The sequence below is a fragment of the Streptomyces aurantiacus genome (genome assembly GCF_001418335.1).
Taxonomy (GTDB): domain Bacteria; phylum Actinomycetota; class Actinomycetes; order Streptomycetales; family Streptomycetaceae; genus Streptomyces; species Streptomyces aurantiacus.
Map to the genome: position 1 here is coordinate 134,755 of NZ_LIPP01000071.1, position 17,136 is coordinate 151,890.

The window sequence follows — 17,136 nt, forward strand, 5'->3', positions numbered from 1 at the left end:
GCCGCAAGGGGCGCGGGAAACTGCGCGGCCGGCCCCCACGGCGTCGCGGTGCACCCACGACCTGACGACCCCACGCCGACCCGCGGAGCGATTCACCCTTTCGGGCGACCGCCTCGGCTGACAGACTTCGGAGGTGCGCGACTACGACTTCCTCGTCATCGGATCCGGCCCGGGCGGCCAGAAGGCCGCCATCGCCGCGGCCAAGCTCGGCCGCCGGGTCGCCGTCGTCGACCGCCCCGACATGGTCGGAGGGGTCTCCATCCACACCGGAACGATCCCCTCCAAGACCCTGCGCGAGGCGGTCCTCTATCTCACCGGTCTCACCCAGCGGGACCTGTACGGCCAGAGCTATCGGCTGAAGGAGGACATCACCATCGGCGACCTGACCGCGCGCACCCAGCACGTGGTCAGCCGCGAGGTCGACGTCATCCGCAGTCAGCTCTCCCGCAACCACGTCTCCCTGTTCGCGGGCACCGGCCGCTTCGTGGACGACCACACCATCGCGCTGCGCGAAGTGACCGGCAACGACCGGCTGTTGAGCGCCGACACCATCGTCATCGCGACCGGCACCAGGCCGGCCAGGCCCGCGACCGTCGAGTTCGACGAGCAGACGATCCTGGACTCCGACAACGTTCTCAACCTGGAGCAGGTACCCCGCTCCATGGTCATCGTCGGGGCCGGCGTGATCGGCATGGAGTACGCCTCCATGTTCGCCGCCCTCGGCAGCAAGATCACCGTGGTCGAGCAGCGTCCCGGGATGCTCGACTTCTGCGACGTCGAGGTGATCGAGTCGCTCAAGTACCACCTGCGGGACCTCGCCGTCACCTTCCGCTTCGGCGAGACGGTCGCCGCGGTCGAACGCCACGCGCGGGGCACGCTCACCATCCTGGAGAGCGGCAAGAAGATCCCGGCCGACACCGTGATGTACTCCGCGGGCCGGCAGGGCCTCACCGACGCACTCGACCTCGACAAGGCCGGCCTGTCCGCCGACAAGCGCGGCCGGATCAAGGTCGACGAGCACTACCGCACCGAGGTACCGCACATCTACGCCGTCGGCGACGTCATCGGCTTCCCGGCACTGGCGGCGACCTCGATGGAACAAGGACGTACGGCCGCGTACCACGCGTGCGGCGAGCCGGTGAACCGGATGCACGACCTCCAGCCGATCGGCATCTACACCATCCCGGAGATCAGCTTCATCGGGCGGACCGAGGACCAGCTCACCGAGGACCGCGTGCCGTTCGAGGTCGGCATCTCCCGCTACCGCGAACTGGCCAGGGGGCAGATCATCGGCGACTCGCACGGCATGCTCAAGCTGCTCGTCTCCCCCGACGACCGGAAACTGCTCGGCGTGCACTGCTTCGGTACGGGCGCCACCGAGCTGATCCACATCGGGCAGTCGGTGATGGGCTGCGGCGGCACGGTCGACTATCTGGTCGACGCCGTCTTCAACTACCCGACGCTCGCCGAGTCCTACAAGGTCGCCGCGCTCGACGCCACCAACAAGATCCGCCAGATCGACCGCCTCAGGGACTGAGAGCGCCGCTCAGGGCCGTCGGTGAGAGCTCCGTCCTCACCGGCGCCCTGTCGGCGCCCTGCCGTCCGTAGCGGGGCCTGCGTCGGCGGCGGTGGCGGAGAGCATAAGCTCGACGGGTGGCAAAGTACTTCGACGTTCATCCCGACAATCCTCAGCAGCGGACCATCACCCAGGTCGCCGACTCCATTCGCGCGGGTGCGCTCGTCGTGTATCCCACGGACTCCTGCTTCGCGCTGGGATGTCAGCTGGGCAGTCGTGACGGCATCGACCGCATCCGCTCCATCCGCCGGCTCGACGACCGTCACCACTTCACGCTCGTGTGCCAGAACTTCGCGCAGCTCGGCCAGTTCGTGCAGGTCGACAACGACGTGTTCCGCGCGATCAAGGCGTCCACGCCCGGCAGTTACACCTTCATCCTTCCCGCGACCAGGGAAGTGCCGCGCAAGCTGCTCCACCCGAAGAAGAAGACGGTCGGGGTCCGCATCCCCGACCACACGGTCGCCCAGGCCCTGCTCACCGAGCTCGGTGAGCCGCTCCTGTCCAGCACTCTCCTGCTGCCCGACGAGGACGAGCCGATGACCCAGGGCTGGGAGATCAAGGAGCGGCTCGACCACTCCGTCGACGCGGTGGTCGACTCCGGGGACTGCGGCACCGAGCCGACGACGGTGATCGACTTCTCCAGCGGCGAGGCCGAGATCGTACGCAAGGGAGCGGGCGACCCGTCCCGGTTCGAGTGACCCGCCGTCGTCCGGCCCGAACGTCGGGAGTCGGTACGGCCGGCGCGGGCAACCGGGTGGTGACGGCCGGGATGTTTCGGTGGGCGCCGAAGCGTCCACCGTCTAGCGTCGGCTTCATGAACATCGTCCCGTTCATGGACATCGCCCCGCCTCTTCCGCGCCGCACCGCCCGAGTCGCCGGGTGACGCCGGTCGAGGGCGTCGCCGTGTTCGCCGCGGGGGTGGGCGCGGGGGCCGTCAACACCGTCGTCGGCTCGGGGACCCTGATCACCTTTCCCGTTCTGCTCGCCACCGGTCTGCAGCCCGTCACCGCGACGGTTTCCAACGCGCTGGGCCTGATCCCCGGCGCCGTCAGCGGAGCCTTCGGCTACCGGGAGGAACTGCGCGGTCAGCGGCGGCGCATCCTCCGGCTGAGCGTCGGCGCCCTGCTGGGCGGCTTCACGGGCGCCGTGCTCCTGCTGGCGCTTCCCGCGACGGCGTTCGAGAAGATCGTGCCGGTCGTGGTGGGCCTGGCCCTCGTCCTGGTCGCGTTCCAGCCACTGATCACCAAGCGTCTGCGCCACCGCCGCGCGTCGGCCGACGCCGGTGCCCCTGACTCTGCCGACGCCCCTGCCCCTGCCCCTGCCCCTGCCCAGACCTACGCCCGTCGCGACGGCGGCCCGCTGCTGTTCGTCGGCATGACCCTCGCGAGCGTCTACGGCGGCTACTTCGCGGCGGCGCAGGGGGTCATCTACATCTCTTTGATGGGCGTCTTCCTGGACGAGACGATGCAACGCCTCACCGCCGTCAAGAACGTCCTGGTCGCCATCGTCAACACCGTCGCGGCGACCTTCTTCCTCTTCGTCGCGGACTTCGACTGGACGGCCGTCGCGCTGATCGCCGTCGGCTCCGCGCTCGGCGGGCAACTCGGGGCCGCGGTCGGCCGCCGCTTCAGCCCCGTGGTCCTGCGCACCCTCATCGTGACGATCGGCACCGCCGCCCTCGTCCAACTGCTGCTCCGCTGACGGGCGGCGGCCCGGAGCCGCGCGGGCTCACTTGCTGAACGGCCCTTCCAGTGCCGCCCACTGCAACAGCATGATGGTCTTCGCGTCGGCGATCTCGCCGGTACGGATCATGGCGAGGGCCTGCTGGAAGGGCAGTTCGAGGGTCTCGATGTCCTCGCCCTCCTCCTCCAGTCCGCCGCCCTCGTGGGTACGGGTGGCCGGTCCGTAGGAGGCGGCGTAGAAGGCCACGCGCTCGGTGACCGAGCCCGGGCTCATATAGACCTCGAAGACCCGCTGGACCTCGCCGACCGTGTGCCCGGTCTCCTCGATGACCTCGCGCCGTACGGCGACCTCGGGGTGCTCGTCGGCCTCGTCCAGCAGACCGCCCGGTGTCTCGACGAGCATGCCGTCGGGGTGTCCGTTGACGTACACGGGATAGCGGAACTGCCGGGTCAGCAGCACGGTTTCGCGTTCGGTGTCGTACAGCAGGATCGTGGCGCCGTTGCCGCGGTCGTGCGTCTCGCGCTCCTGGGTGGACCAGGTGCCGTCGGCGCGCTGGAGGTCGAAGGTCGTGGTGCGCTCCACGTACCAGTGGCAGGACAGCAGTGTCACGTCCCGCACCTTGACCCGAGGGTTTCCGGTCAGGTCCAGGCCGACCCGGTCGAGTCCGGTACGGCCCTTGCGGTCCGGGGTGTCGATGCCCGCCGTCATCGTGCGTCGGCCGGGGAGGAGGTGCGGGTGGTCGCGGAGGTGGCACTGGCACCGGTGCAGGCGCAGGTCCAGGCGGAACGAGTGGTCATGTCCTGCTTCTACCATCCTGGTCCCGCCCGTGTCAGGCGGGTTGTTGATCGGCGAAGGGGCTACGGGCGACGGCGGGGCTTGCCGCGCTTGGCTCCCTTGGCCCCTTTGGCGCCCTTGGCTCCCTGGGAAGTGCCGGAGCCGGTCCGGGGGCTCTTGCCGGGGGTCTTGCCCACCGGCTTGCCCGCGGCCGGCTTGCGGCGGGCAGTGCCCTTGTCCGAGCGTGCGGCGTTCGGCTCGGCGGGAGGCTGCGCACGGCCCCGCGAGCTGTTGGCGGTCCGGCCCCGGACGATCCCGATGAAGTCCTCCACCAGCTCCGTGGTCCTCTCCTCCGGCCACGACAGGGCGACCCGCGACTCGGGAGCGTCCGTGACCGGCCGGTACGTGAGGTCCTTGCGGTGGTGCAGCCGGGCGATCGACTGCGGAACGACGAGGAGCCCCACGCCCGCCGCCACCAGCTCGATCGCGTCGGCCGTCGTGGCGGGGCGCTCGATCGCGGGGCGCCCCGGCGGGCGCTCCCAGTCGAGGGTGTCGTCGAGGGGATGCAGCACGACGTCGTCCGCCAGGTCCTCGGCGGTCACCTCGTCCACCGCGGCCACGACGTGGTCGTTCGGGACGACGACCACGGTCGTCTCGGCGTAGAGGGGGATCGCGCTGAGGTCCGTACCGTCGACCGGCAGCCGGACGAAAGCCGCGTCGGCGTCGGAGCCCCGCAACACGTCGAGGACTTCGGCGGCGGACACCGTGAGGAGAGCCAGGGGAACGTCGGGCAGCCGCTCGTCCCAGATCCGCACCCACTTGCTGGGCGTCACTCCCGGGACATACGCGAGCCGGAACGAAGGGGATTCTTCCGAGCCTGTCACCTGGCCAGGTTACCCGTCGTGGTCGGCGCTGGTTCACATGCTCGATACTCTTGACAGCATGACGTCGCACCAGAACACCCAGACGATGAAGCCCGCGACCGCGGCGAAGAAACTGGGTGTGTACCTAGAGGCCACACCCGCCGAGTTCCAGGAAGGTGTCGTCTCGCGCTCCGAGCTCACCGCACTCCAGGCCGACCCTCCCGAGTGGCTGCAGGAGCTGCGGCGCAACGGCCCGCACCCCCGGCCGGTGGTCGCGGCGAAGCTCGGCATCTCCATCTCGGGGCTCGCTCGCGGCGGAGTGACCGACGCCCTCACCACGAAGGAGATCGAGGCGCTGAAGACGGACTCCCCGGAATGGCTCCAGAAGGAGCGCGCCACCCAGGCAGAGGTCCGCAAGGAAGCGGCACGCATCAAGGACAAGAAGACCGAGAAGGACCAGAAGACCGAGCAGTAGCGGCACCGGAACCGAGCCGTGATCGCCTGCGAGAATGGGATCAGTGCTGGAGTTCGAGAGAACTCGTCCCGGACGATGGAGGAGCCTCCGTGCCGCTGCCCTCACAACCACTGCGGAAGCTGGGCTTCTTGACCATCGGCCTGTTCGACCAGGCCGACCCCCGTAAGGGGCACGAGTCGACGCTGGAGATCATCGAGCTCGGTGAGCGGCTGGGCTTCGACAGCGCGTGGCTGCGCCACCGCCATCTCCAGTACGGCATCTCCTCCCCCGTGGCCGTCCTGGCCGCGGCCTCGCAGCGCACCACCCGTATCGAGCTCGGTACCGCGGTCATCCCGCTGGGCTGGGAGAACCCCCTGCGGCTTGCCGAGGACCTGGCCACGGTCGACATCCTGTCCGGGGGCCGCCTCAACCCGGGCGTCAGTGTCGGCCCGCCGATGCACTTCGACCGGGTCAAGGGCGCGCTGTACCCGGACACCGCCGACGCCGAGGACTTCGGCCACGACCGGGTGGCCCGGCTGCTGGACTTCGTACGCGGCGCACCCGCGACCGACTTCAGCGGTGTCGAGGGCTTCGAGGTGTTCTCCGACCGTGTCCAGCCGCACGCTTCGGGCCTGGGCCGCCGCCTGTGGTACGGCGGAGGCAGTCTGCGGTCGGCCCGGTGGGCCGGCGAGCACGCGATGAACCTGCTGACCAGCAGCGTCGTCAAGGCGGAGGAGTCCGAGGACTTCGCCGAGGTCCAGCTGTCCCACGTACGCGCCTTCCGTGCCCGGCACCCCGACGGCGACCGGGCCCGCGTCTCCCAGGGGCTCGTCGTCATCCCCACCGACAGTGCCACTCCCGAGCAGCGCGCGAGGTACGAGGCGTACGCCGCCGAGCGGACCCCGCGCACGGCCGCGCCCCAGGGTCCCGCCCGCCTGATGTTCGCGCCCGATCTGGTCGGGACCTCCGCGGAGATCGCCGAACGGCTGTACTCGCACGCCGCGTTCCGGGAGATCGACGAGGTCGCGTTCGCGCTGCCCTTCACCTTCGAGCACGCCGACTACGTCCAGATCCTCACCGACATCGCGACCGGGCTCGGCCCGGCTCTGGGCTGGCAGCCGTCGACGGTGACCCAGGTCACCTCCGACGGGCGATGACGTCCGGCCGCGGCGCCGGGGTGTTCAGGACGTACTCGCGTGAGGCGCGCACCTGGTCGCGCAGTGCGGGCAGGTCCACGTCGAGGACCTGCCCGTTCCACTTGCGCGGAACGCCGTCGACGAGGACGGCACTGATGTTGCGGGCGTCGGAGCCCAGCACGACCGTGCCGATCGGGTCGTTGAGCGGCATGTTGTTCAGGTCCTCGGCCCGGATCACCAGCAGGTCGGCCTTCTTGCCCGGCGTGAGGGAACCGGTGACGCCCGCGAGACCGTTGGTGCGGGCGCCCTGGAGCGTCGCGAAGTCCAGCACGTCCCGGGTGGTGATCCGGCGGGAAGGGCTCCGGTCCGTCGCGTACACGGCGTTGACCGCGCGCATCCGCTGGATGGCGTGGAGGGTTCGCATCTGTGTGAACATGTCGCTCGCCAGGGCGACTTCGACGTCGATGCTCAGGCCGGGGCGAATGCCCACGGACAGCGCCTCGTCGACGGCCGGGATCGCGGTCTCCAGTCCGATCTGGGCGTCGGAGGTGGGCGCGAGGGCCACGGTGGTACCGGACTCCCCCATCGCCCGCCATGCCTCGGGAGTCAGGCCGGTGGCGTGGATGAGTGTGAGATCGGGACCGAGGACACCGGCCGCGGCCCAGCCGAGCACCGCGTCCGAGGACGCCTTGCCGAAGACAGCGTCCACGCTCACCCCGATCCCCAACTCCCTTGCCGCACGGGCGTGTTCGGGCCCATAGGCGAGTACGGGACCGGCGATCTCAGCGGTGGCCAGGGTCGCCATGCGCAGGGTCAGCAGTTGGTCGTCGCTGCTGAAGTACTGCTCCTTGAGACGGGTCAGATCGGCGGGCCACTGCCGGTCCCAGGTGCCGAAGTGCGGCCCCATGGAGGCGTGCACGCCCCGGATGCCGGTGTCGAGCAGAGCCTGGATCGCGGCGTCGGAATGCTCACGGGTACGGGAGTTGTGGGAGAAGTCGAGCATGGTCGTGATGCCGCTGTCGATCGCGGTCAGCGCGGCGAGCCTGGTCCCGACGTACATGTCCTGGGGCCGGTAGACCGTGGCGTGGCCGGCCAGGGTGGTCGTCACGTACGCGCCGAGGTCGTCCACGTCCGGCATGATCCGGCGCAGTTGTGTCTCCCAGGCGTGCCGGTGGGTGTCGACGAAACCGGGGGTCAGGATCGTGCCGGTGGCGTCCACGACCACCGCGTCGCCGGTGATCGGGCCGGGGCCGACCGCGGCGATGGTGTCCCCTTCCACCAGCAGGTCCCCGCGGTCGAGCACCCCCAGGTCCGGGTCCATGGTGACGATGGTCGCGCCGGTGAACAGGATCCGTCGCCGCGCGTCGGCGGACCGGCGGCCCAGTTGTTCGAGGACGGCGGTGCTGGTGGTGTCGTGGGCGTTCATGGGGCCTCTTCCCTGGCTTCCGCGGCTGCGTGGTGAGCCGGGCGCGACGGCTGTCGGGCCGAGCCTCGGCCTTACGGACCAGGCGAACCAGGCCGCCGTTTCCCTGGGTGCGCGGCACCCAGGAAGCGCTCACCGGGGAAGACGGCGGCCTGGTAGCGACGCGACACCGGAGCGACCGTAGGACCCATGGCAACGAACTCGGAACCGCACACGAACAGGACCACGGACGACGCCCCGCCCCACGACCCGCATCCGAACGCGCACCCGCACCCGTACGTCGGGATGTGGGTGACCGCGGACGGGCACATCCGACAGGCGCTGCGGCCCGACGGGCGCTACGACGAGGCCCGCGGGACGCGCGAGAGCGCGTACACCGGCAGCTACACGGTCACCGGCAGTCACATCGACTACCTCGACGACACGGGCTTCACCGCCACCGGCGACGTCCGCGACGGGGTCCTCTTCCACGAACACCTGGTGCTCTACCGAGAGGCCGACGACAAGATCTCCGCGAGGGTGCAAGCCGGTGGACGTCGTGCAGGCCGGCTATGAGAGCAGGCGAAGTGTTCTGCGCAGTTCATCGATGACGCACGTGGCGCGGGTGTCCGTACCTGCTTCCATGACGTTGGTGAGATAGGCGAACCCGACCTGGTGGATCGAGTCGGCGAACGCGACCTGTCCGCCGGCTCCGTCATGGCCGAAGGACGCAGGACCGAGGAACTCCCGTGCAAGTGACGGCAGTTGGAATCCCATTCCCCAGCGAGGGAAAGGGGGCTGTCCTCCGAAGACGGGAGGGCCTTCGGTCTGCGGTCGGACGGCGTCGGCGACGGTGTCGGGGTGCAGCAGCCGTACGCCGTCGGTTGCCACCACGGTGGATGACCAGATCGAGGCCAGCGCACGGGCCGAGGCGATACCGCCCGCTCCCGGAAGTTCCGCTGCCTGGACCCGGGGGTCGTTGAAGCCACCGCCGGTCTCGTCGACGAGTTCGGCGGGAAACGCGTTCCCCAGCGTCAGGGCCCGCTCCGACCAGTCGGTCTCTCCGGAGGGACGCGCAGCGGCCTGTTGAGCCACGAAGGCCGTGAGGGTCCCTCCCGCGCGCATGTGCGCGACGCGGTGCCGGACAGCCGGGGGAAGGCCGATCCATGCGTCGGCGCGCAGCGGCGTGGTGATGAGCTCTTCGAAGTACCGGCCGGCCGTCCTGCCGGTCACGCGTCGGATGACCTCGCCGATCAGCCATCCATGGGTGAGCGCGTGGTAGGCGTGTCCTTCACCGACCGGCCACAGAGGTTCCTGTGCCGCGAGGAGCCCGGTCATCCCGTCCCGGTCGATGGCGTCCTCGACGGTGAGGGCGTCGCGGGGTGCCGAGAGGCCGGATCTGTGGGCGAGGAGATCCCTGACGGTGACCGTCTCCTTGCCGGCGGCCGCGAATTCGGGCCAGTACACGGCGACGGGTGTCTCATAGCCGAGCCGGCCTTCCTCCACGAGACGGGCCGCGAGTATGGAGGTGAGGCCCTTGGTGCAGGAGAAGACGACGCTGACGGTGTCTTCCGTCCAGGGGGTGCGTCCGCGTGCGTCGGCGGTCCCGCCCCACAGGTCGAGGACTGTTTCGCCTGCCACCCGTACGGAGAGTGCCGCTCCCATGTCGTCATGACGGGTGAACGTCGCGGCGAAGGCTTCCGCGACGCGTTCGAAGCCGGGGGCCGTGTGGCCGTTGACTGATGTGTTCACCGGAGACTTCCTTCGCTGGTACTGAGCGGGACGATGCCCTGGTGCTCCGGGGAACGGCCCACCGGGAAGGGATCACAGATCGAGCCCAGGAACGTGCCGTCGGCGTCCGTGGTGTCGAAGGCGAGCATCACCGTCCGGCCGGCCCGGTCCTCGATGACCCGGCCGCTGTAGAGGGACTCGGCGACGACGAGACGGGCGTCCTCCGCCGGGTAGGGGCCCAGCGCGGAGGGTGCCTGGATGCTCCAGATCCCGCCGCGCTGTCCTGCCTCGCGTCTCGCCGCGGACAGCCGTGGTGTGTCACAGGACATGAGCAGTGTTGTCTTTCCCTGGATGGTAGCCAGTTGAGGGACTTCGAGGTGGGCGAAGCCCGCGCCCACGGAGCTGAGCGGGGGCCGGACCGTCCAGGTGCGCAGGTCCGGTGAGGTGGCGTGTGCGATGACCCCGCGGTCGTCGGCGGCGCCGTGGTTGGCCCGGGCCGTGACCAGCATGTGCCAGCCCTGCGCGGCCGGGTCGGGAAAGACCCATGGGTCGCGCCAGGCCTCTTCGGGCCAGCCGGAATCACCCAGCTTCTCGTACCAGCGGCCGTCCGCCTCGGTGAGGGGACCCGGCTGTCTCGTCCAGGTGTGCAGATCCTCGGAGGTGGCCACACCGATCGCCTGGGTGTTGCCGCCGAGGTCGCCGGGGCCGGCGAAGCGGGCGCCGGTGTAGAACATCCGCCAGACTCCGTCAGGCCCGCGCAGGACACTGCCGGTCCAGACGGCGGTCTCGTCGAAGCCGCCCGCGGGGCCCGGGCCGAGTACGGGTCCGTGGTCCTGCCAGTCGGTCAGATTCGTGGAGGTCGCGTGGCCGATACGGGCGTTGCGGTGCCGTAGTTCGGGGTCGCCGAGGCTCTTGGGGGCATGGAGGTAGTACAGGTGGAAGGTGTCGCCGTCGTCGGCGAACCAGAAGTCCCACACCCAGGCGTGGTCCAGGTGAAATGTCATGGGGCGTCCTTGTGCGTCGGCCGCCCTGTGGCGGAGGCGGCCGGGTGCGATCGGGTGGGCGGGAGGTGTGGAGCGTCAGCCCTTGACGGCACCTTGGAGCAGCGCCTTGATGAACTGACGCTGGAAGACGACGAAGACGACGATCGTGGGCAGCATGATGATCAGCGCGCCGGCGAACATCAGCGGGAGCTGATTGAGGTACTGGCCCTGGAAGGCTCCGAGTGCCCCGGCCATGGTGCGCCGGTCCGGGTCGTCGACCAGGACCAGCGGGAGCAGGAACTGGTTCCACGTCCACAGGAACAGCAGGATCGCCAGGGAGGACAGTGCCGGTGCGGCCAGGGGCAGTTGGATGCGGCGGATCTCCTGGAAGACGCTCGCCCCGTCGATACGAGCCGCCTCGGACAGTTCGCCGGGCACTCCGAGGAAGTGCGCGCGCATCCACACGACACTGAACGGCATGTAGAGCCCGATCAACGGGAGGATGATCGCCCAACGCGTGTTGAGCAGGCCCATGTCGGTGATCTGGTAGTAGATCGGGATGATGATCGCCTCGAACGGGATGGTCAGGCCGAGCACGAACAGGATGAACACGGCCCGGCCGCCGCGGATGCGCAGGTTTCCCAGCGCGTAGCCGGCCAGGGCCGCCATCAGGAGGCTGAGCGGGACGACGGCCAGCACGATGAGGACGCTGGATCCGAGCAACTGCCAGACGTGCGCCGTTCTGAAGGCGACGGCGAAGTTGCCCCACTGCGGATCGCTCGGCCAGGAGATGCCGTTGGGAATGCGGTCCGCGGGCTGCAGTGCGCCGGAGACCATGCCGACCAGCGGCAGCACGGTGAGAACGAGGACGACGACGAGGACGACACGTCCGATGACCGCCTCGGCCTTGTTGACGATCATCAGGACCTTTCCTTTGCCAGCAGCTGGATGGGCAGCACCACCGCGAGGACGAGCAGCAGCAGGACGATGCCGAAGGCCGAGGCCAGGCCGACCTCGCTCTGGGTGAAGGCGAGCCGGAAGATCGAGATACCCGGAACCAAGGTGCTCGTCCCCGGGCCGCCCTTGGTGGTGGTGTAGATGATGTCGAAGCTGCTCAGCGCCGCGATGACCGTGATGGTGACCAGTACGGCGATCTCCTGCCGCAGCCCGGGAAGAGTGACGGTCACGAATTCCCGCAGCCAGCCGGCGCCGTCCAGCCGCACCGCCTCGTACAGGGAGGCGTCGATCTTTCCGATGCCGGTGAGCAGCAGGATCGTGCACAGACCTGTCAGCACCCACGAACCGATCAGGCCGACGGCTGGAAGAGCCGTGCCGAAGCCTGCCAGCCATGACCGCGAGAGGAACCCGAGGCCAACGGAGTCCAGGATGGTGTTGATCGTGCCGGTCTGCGCGTACATCCATGACCAGGCGATACCGGCGGCCACCAGCGGGATGATCTGCGGAAGGAACAGGATCGTCCGCGCGGTGGTGGCGAACGCGCCGGGCCTCATCGAGCGGATCAAGGTGGCCAGGACGAGTCCGCTGGTGACCGGGATGACCGTGAAGAAGATGATGAGGATCAGTGCGTTGATGATCGAGATCAGCAGGTCCCGGTCGGTGAACACCCGGGTGTAGTTGGCGAAGCCGACCCAGGTGGAGGCGCCGATGCCGTTCCAGCTGTAGAACGAGTACTGCACGGCGGTGACCAGCGGATAGATCACGAACGTGGTGAAGAAGGCAAGGGCGGGCAGTACGAAGAGCCAGCCCAGGGTGGTGCGCCGGGCCGCTCCGCGGGTGGGCCGGCGAAGGCGGTTCCCCGGGCTCGCGGCACGAGTGCCCGGGTGGGGGCCCCGCGCCGCGGCTGCGGGCGGCTCCGAGGCCCCGTGCCTGCGGACGTCGCTGCTCATGCTCCGGCCAGTTCCTTCTCGTAGTACTGCTGGATGGCGTCGGTGAATGCCTTGGGCTCCATGCGGCGGGTCAGCAGGCGCTGCTCGTAGGGCTGGAACGCGCCGGCGTAGATACCCGAGGTGGTGTTGGCCATGAAGTCCACGAACCCGTTGTCGGCTGCCACTTCCGCGGAGACCTTGAGTGCCTGCTCGATCAGCGAGCCCTTCTTGGTCTTCGGCAGCTGCCGGGCGGGGTCGCCGCCGGGCGACGCACCGGTGACATCGACGACGATCTGCCGGGCCTTGGTGTCGGTGTGGATCCAGTTCAGGAAGAACGCCGCCGCGTCGGCGTGCTTCGCCTTGGCCGGGATGGAGAACGAGTTCGCGGCGCCCATGGCGACGTACTTGCCGTCGCCGGCCGCGGGCGGCATCGGAACGAAGGTCGCCGCACCCTGGCCCATGGCCTTGTCGGTTCCCGCGGCGTCCCAGTTCCCGTCGAACATCAGCAGGCCCTTGCCCGCCTGGAAGTTGGAGACCATCGTCGTGTAGTTGATCGCGTTGACGTCGTCGGGGAAGTACCCGGCGTCCGCCCATTTCTTGAACACCGTGGCGCCCTTGAGGCTCGCGGCCGTGTCGAACGTGGCGCCCGACTTGTTGAACATCCAGTCGACGAGGTCGCTCTTGTTCCCGTACTGGTTGATCAGCGCCTGCAGCGCGAACGTGCCCACGCCGTCCTGCATGCCGATCTGCACCGGAAGGATCTTCGCGGCCTTGGCCTTGGCCATCCACTGTTCCAGCTCGCCGATCGTGGCCGGCGCGCCGGACAGTCCGAGGCGCTCGGCGTACTTCTGGTTCACGTAGATGCCGGTGACGCTGTAACCCAGACCCAGTTGGTAGAGCGATCCCTCTCCCCGTACGCCCTTGCTGCTCATCCGGGAGGCGGCCAGTTGCCCGGCGGAGAACTTGTCCCAGCCGAAGCCCTTGTAGTACGGATCGAGGTTCGTCAGGAGGCCGTCCTTGACCGTGTCCCCCAGCGTGGGCAGACGGATGAGGTCCGGTGCGTTGGTACTGGCCATCAGGCGCGGCGCGTTCGCGGTGAGGTTCGCGAAGCTGTCCCGTACGACCTTGAACGTGACGTTCGGGTGCTGCTTGGTGAACTCCTTCGCCAGGTCGTCGGAGACCGGGAAGCCCGTCTCGTCCTGGATCTTGATGGTGATCTTGTCGGAGGTGAGCTTCAGGCTCACCTTCCCGGACTCGGTCGGGTCCGCGGCGGGTGACCCCGGCGCACACCCGGCCAGGGCGAGCGCACCGGAGGTGACGGTGGCTGTGAGGGCCGCCCACGCCGTGCGTGATGCGGTGCTGCGTGACGCGGTGCTGCGTCCATGACGGGAACGCTCATGCTCGTTCGACATGTACAAGACTCCGTTGTCCGTGCGCGGGTCCGCGGAAGGGGGGTCAGGCATGGCGCAGGGGTGTCTCCTGCGCCTCGGCGGCCACGCGGCGCGTCGGGTGTCCCCGCCCGAAACGAGCCGAACCGCTTGCTAAACCCTTTTAGCAAGGCCATAGTCAGCCTGAGGGTGGGTGCTGTCAAGGAATGGTCCGCAACAGGTTGGACGGCGTGATTGGCTTGAGACCCGTGCCCGCGCCGACCGCCGGAGGAGAGATGCCATGCCGAACAAGCGCGTCACGCTCGCCGATGTCGCCCGGCGCGCGGGGCTGTCCACGGCCGCCGCTTCGATGATCCTGAACGGCAGGACCGACACCCGCTTGTCCGCAGAAGCGCATGCCCGGGTCAACGACGCCGCCGCCGAACTGGGGTACCGGCCGAACGTGGCCGCCCGCGGTCTGCGGACCCGCAAGACCCTCACCATCGGATTCATCTCCGACGTGGTCGCCACCACCCGCTTCGCCAGCGGCCTGATCCAAGGAGCACTGGACGCCGCACGGAAGGCCGGCCACGTCCTGCTGGTGCTGGAGACCGGGGGCGACCCGGCACGCGAGTCCGAAGCGATCGCGGCCGTCCTCGACCGCCAGGTCGACGGCATCATCTTCGGCGTGATGCGAGCCCGGGAACTCTTCGTCCCCGACATCCCGCAAGCGACCAACGTGGTCATGCTCAACGCCAGCAACAAGAAGCACCCCGTGTCGGTTCTTCCCGACGAACTGAGCGGCGGCAGGGCGGCGGTCGCGCTCCTGGCCGATGCCGGCCACCGCAACGGCATCGCTCTCATCGGCCACAACGAAGAAGTCGAGAAGAACCTCTTCCGCTCGGCGACCGTCGGGCAACGCATCGCCGGGATCCGCGCGGAGATGGCCGAGCGCGGACTGCGGTTCGCCGCCGAGGAGTCATGCTGGGACTGGGAACCCCACCACGGCTACGACGTGACCCGCGCGCTCCTGAAGGACCGCGGCGACATCCGTGCCCTGCTGTGCATGAACGACCGCCTCGCCTTCGGCGCGTACCAGGCACTCGCCGATCACGGCCTCTCCGTCCCCCATGACGTCTCGGTCGTGTCCTTCGACAACGACGAACTCGCCTCTTACCTCAGGCCCGGCCTGACCACCGTCGCCCTGCCCCACGAAGCCATGGGCCGCTCCTCCGTCGAGCTCCTCCTCGACCACGACCGGCGCCCCGGCCATCACCTGATCCCCATGCCGGTCATCGAGCGTGGCTCGATACTCCCTCCCGCCGGGTGACGCCCGTACGCCCTCGTCACGGTGCGTGCACGGCGATGCGACAGTGCTTATGCGACAGCAATACGGACTCGTCGGAAGGGCTTGTGCGGGTACGCGTATCTCATGACTGATGTAGTGGACTCCGACGAACTCCTGCGCCGTCTCCAGCGGGCCCGTTCGTGGGCCGGCCGGGAGGAGCAGACGTGGAAGGCGCGCAGCGAAGAACTCAGGGCCGGTGATCCCGACAGCGCACGTGACGCCGAGCTGCGCGGACACACCTACGAGGCAGTACGCAGGGCGCTGGACGAGATCGTGACACCGGGCGTGCACGAGGGGGTGCACGACGAGGCGGGCTGAGACAGTTTTGCTCTGCTTCCGCTGTGTGCCACCGCCGTTCCGTGCATGACCCGCTCGGCGCATGGAACCCGTGGTGGTCATGAGCACCACGCAGGTCCCACGCGCCGATCCCGTCACCACGGTCTTCACCTGGCAGGTACGCCCCGGCCGGGAAGCCGACTTCGAGGAGTGGACCCGGGGCGTCACCGACTGCGTCTCCCGGTTCCCCGGCAGCCAGGGGGTGTCCTGGCTGCGTCCGGAGCCCGGGCACCGGTTCCACGGGGTGCTCCGGTTCTCCGATCCGCAGCGGCTCACCGACTGGCTGACCTCGCCCGAGCGGGCCGAGTGGCACGCGCGTATCGAGGGCATCGCCACCGAGGTCCGTGACGAACGCCAGTCGACCACCGGACTGGAGGCCTGGTTCCGCCTCCCCGGCACCACGGTGCAGCCCCCACCGCGCTGGAAGATGGTCCTGACGACGTTCATGGGTGCCTACCCGCTGGTCGTTCTCATCCAGTGGCTGGTGACTCCCAGCACCGCCTCGTGGCCCCTGCCGCTGCGCGCCGCCGTCTTCCCTGTCCTGCTCCTGCCCCTGCTCACGTACGTGATCATGCCGGGGCTCAGTCGTCTGCTGCGACTGTGGCTGTACGGCACGCCCGACGGCTGACGCCGCGACAGGACCGGAGCCGGTCCGCGTCACACGTGTGCCTCGTCCCGATGGCGGCGTCCGGCGCGGTCGCTTAGAAAGGTCGAACTGCAACTCTCGGGCCACACGTCCGGGCCACGACAGCGACTGCACCCTTCGTAGGGAGCCGAGTATGACTACCCGTTCGCCTTTCGACTCCGATCGACCTGGCATATCTCGCGAGAGCGTGGTCGACGCCCCCGTACCGCCGCCACCCGTCTCCGCCCCCTGGCACCCCGCGCCGGACGAGGCGCCGGACAGGGCTACGCGCAGGGCCGACCACCGGTACGCCGACCCGGCCGACGCCGTCGAGTTCGCGTATGTCGACCCGGCCGACGAGATCGAGCACCGGTACCCCGACCCGCTCGACGAGATCGACCACCCGTACCCCGACCCGGCCGACGACGCTGCCCACCGGTACTCCGACAGGGCCGACAGGGCCGACAGAGCCGACCGGGCTGCCGACACCGCCGCCGACACTGCCCCTGACAGGGCCGCCGACAGGGCCGGTCGCCGGTACGCGGAACCGGCGGACGCCGTCGACCACCGGTACGGCGAGCCGACCGGCGACGGCGTCCGCCCGCATCCGCACCCGGCACCTGCACCCGCACCTGCCCCGGCGGACGAGGGCGACGAGCGATTCGCCGACCCTGCCGAGGCCCCTGCCGACGACGTGGACGACGACGCCATGGCCGACCCCGCGTACGACAACCCGGTCGACGGACTGGTGCACGCCGCCGTCGCCGACCGGCCGCTGGACGAGGTCATCCAGCTCATCGAGCTGCTGGAGCAGTCACCCGAGTACGCGAGGGCCACGGCCGACGCGCTGCGTGCGGTCGGCACCGACCGGTCCGTGGAGGACGTGAGCCGGCTGGTGGCCCTGCTGACCCGGCCGCCGCGGGACGCCGACAGCGCCGACGAAGCGATCCGCGCGGCGGCCGAGGCCCGGCC

17 protein-coding genes and 1 pseudogene are annotated in these 17,136 nt (G+C 69.4%); 10 read left to right on the forward strand and 8 right to left on the reverse strand.

Annotation, left to right across the window (positions count from 1 at the left end):
• Positions 1-133 precede the first annotated feature (133 nt).
• From sthA to AOK01_RS11010, 3 genes are all read left to right on the forward strand, one after another.
• Positions 134-1,537: a Si-specific NAD(P)(+) transhydrogenase gene (sthA, locus tag AOK01_RS11000; RefSeq protein WP_055510756.1), complete on the forward strand. Its 1,404-nt coding sequence runs from the start codon at positions 134-136 to the stop codon at positions 1,535-1,537.
• Between the two features lie 116 nt (positions 1,538-1,653).
• Positions 1,654-2,274, forward strand: a complete 621-nt coding sequence (locus AOK01_RS11005; RefSeq protein ID WP_055510757.1) for an L-threonylcarbamoyladenylate synthase — start codon at positions 1,654-1,656, stop codon at positions 2,272-2,274.
• Positions 2,275-2,455: 181 nt separating this feature from the next.
• Positions 2,456-3,277, forward strand: coding sequence for a sulfite exporter TauE/SafE family protein (locus AOK01_RS11010; RefSeq protein WP_055510758.1), 822 nt, complete (start codon positions 2,456-2,458; stop codon positions 3,275-3,277).
• Positions 3,278-3,304: 27 nt separating this feature from the next.
• On the opposite strand, the gene AOK01_RS11015 is transcribed toward AOK01_RS11010, so the two are convergent.
• Both AOK01_RS11015 and AOK01_RS11020 read right to left on the reverse strand, forming a co-directional pair.
• Positions 3,305-3,967, reverse strand: coding sequence for an NUDIX domain-containing protein (locus tag AOK01_RS11015; protein WP_055510788.1), 663 nt, complete (start codon positions 3,965-3,967; stop codon positions 3,305-3,307).
• 149 nt (positions 3,968-4,116) lie between these two features.
• The gene (locus AOK01_RS11020; RefSeq protein ID WP_079103322.1) at positions 4,117-4,917 is read right to left on the reverse strand and encodes a LysR family transcriptional regulator substrate-binding protein; all 801 of its coding nucleotides are present in this window, start codon (positions 4,915-4,917) and stop codon (positions 4,117-4,119) included.
• Positions 4,918-4,975: 58 nt separating this feature from the next.
• On the opposite strand from AOK01_RS11020, the gene AOK01_RS11025 reads away from it, so the two are divergent.
• Both AOK01_RS11025 and AOK01_RS11030 read left to right on the forward strand, forming a co-directional pair.
• Complete coding sequence (locus tag AOK01_RS11025) at positions 4,976-5,371, forward strand: DUF5997 family protein (RefSeq protein WP_055510760.1); 396 nt, start codon at positions 4,976-4,978, stop codon at positions 5,369-5,371.
• Positions 5,372-5,460: 89 nt separating this feature from the next.
• Positions 5,461-6,507 carry an LLM class flavin-dependent oxidoreductase gene (locus tag AOK01_RS11030; RefSeq protein WP_055510761.1) on the forward strand — a complete coding sequence of 349 codons (1,047 nt, stop codon included), beginning with the start codon at positions 5,461-5,463 and terminating at the stop codon, positions 6,505-6,507.
• On the opposite strand, the gene AOK01_RS11035 is transcribed toward AOK01_RS11030, so the two are convergent.
• On the reverse strand, positions 6,488-7,912 hold the full coding sequence (locus AOK01_RS11035; RefSeq protein WP_055510762.1) for an amidohydrolase family protein: 1,425 nt from the start codon (positions 7,910-7,912) through the stop codon (positions 6,488-6,490). The genes AOK01_RS11030 and AOK01_RS11035 overlap by 20 nt on opposite strands.
• A gap of 282 nt (positions 7,913-8,194) precedes the next feature.
• Here AOK01_RS11035 and AOK01_RS11040 point away from each other — a divergent pair, with 282 nt between their 5' ends.
• Entirely contained in the window at positions 8,195-8,464 is a 270-nt protein-coding gene (locus AOK01_RS11040; RefSeq protein ID WP_055510789.1) for an Atu4866 domain-containing protein, read from the forward strand.
• On the opposite strand, the gene AOK01_RS11045 is transcribed toward AOK01_RS11040, so the two are convergent.
• The 5 genes from AOK01_RS11045 to AOK01_RS11065 all read right to left on the reverse strand — a co-directional run bounded on the left by AOK01_RS11045 (position 8,459) and on the right by AOK01_RS11065 (position 13,900).
• Positions 8,459-9,640: a serine hydrolase domain-containing protein gene (locus tag AOK01_RS11045; protein ID WP_055510763.1), complete on the reverse strand. Its 1,182-nt coding sequence runs from the start codon at positions 9,638-9,640 to the stop codon at positions 8,459-8,461. The two genes, AOK01_RS11040 and AOK01_RS11045, sit on opposite strands and share 6 nt — an antisense overlap.
• Positions 9,637-10,623, reverse strand: coding sequence for a glycoside hydrolase family 68 protein (locus AOK01_RS11050; RefSeq protein WP_055510764.1), 987 nt, complete (start codon positions 10,621-10,623; stop codon positions 9,637-9,639). The genes AOK01_RS11045 and AOK01_RS11050 overlap by 4 nt, the downstream gene beginning before the upstream one ends.
• 75 nt (positions 10,624-10,698) lie before the next feature.
• Positions 10,699-11,523 (reverse strand): carbohydrate ABC transporter permease, encoded by an 825-nt coding sequence (locus AOK01_RS11055; RefSeq protein WP_055510765.1) that lies wholly within the window; start codon positions 11,521-11,523, stop codon positions 10,699-10,701.
• Positions 11,523-12,509 carry a carbohydrate ABC transporter permease gene (locus AOK01_RS11060; RefSeq protein ID WP_079103324.1) on the reverse strand — a complete coding sequence of 329 codons (987 nt, stop codon included), beginning with the start codon at positions 12,507-12,509 and terminating at the stop codon, positions 11,523-11,525. The genes AOK01_RS11055 and AOK01_RS11060 overlap by 1 nt, the downstream gene beginning before the upstream one ends.
• Positions 12,506-13,900 (reverse strand): ABC transporter substrate-binding protein, encoded by a 1,395-nt coding sequence (locus tag AOK01_RS11065; protein ID WP_079103329.1) that lies wholly within the window; start codon positions 13,898-13,900, stop codon positions 12,506-12,508. Before AOK01_RS11065 ends, AOK01_RS11060 begins: the two co-directional genes overlap by 4 nt.
• Positions 13,901-14,156: 256 nt before the next feature.
• Between AOK01_RS11065 and AOK01_RS11070 the strand changes: the two genes are divergently transcribed.
• The 4 genes and pseudogenes from AOK01_RS11070 to AOK01_RS46500 form a co-directional block, all read left to right on the forward strand.
• Positions 14,157-15,185 carry a LacI family DNA-binding transcriptional regulator gene (locus tag AOK01_RS11070; RefSeq protein WP_055510766.1) on the forward strand — a complete coding sequence of 343 codons (1,029 nt, stop codon included), beginning with the start codon at positions 14,157-14,159 and terminating at the stop codon, positions 15,183-15,185.
• Between the two features lie 102 nt (positions 15,186-15,287).
• Complete coding sequence (locus AOK01_RS11075; RefSeq protein WP_055510767.1) at positions 15,288-15,521, forward strand: hypothetical protein; 234 nt, start codon at positions 15,288-15,290, stop codon at positions 15,519-15,521.
• Positions 15,522-15,600: 79 nt separating this feature from the next.
• Positions 15,601-16,167, forward strand: coding sequence for an antibiotic biosynthesis monooxygenase (locus tag AOK01_RS11080; protein WP_055510792.1), 567 nt, complete (start codon positions 15,601-15,603; stop codon positions 16,165-16,167).
• Between the two features lie 706 nt (positions 16,168-16,873).
• Positions 16,874-17,136: pseudogene (locus tag AOK01_RS46500) on the forward strand (hypothetical protein); the annotation flags it as partial.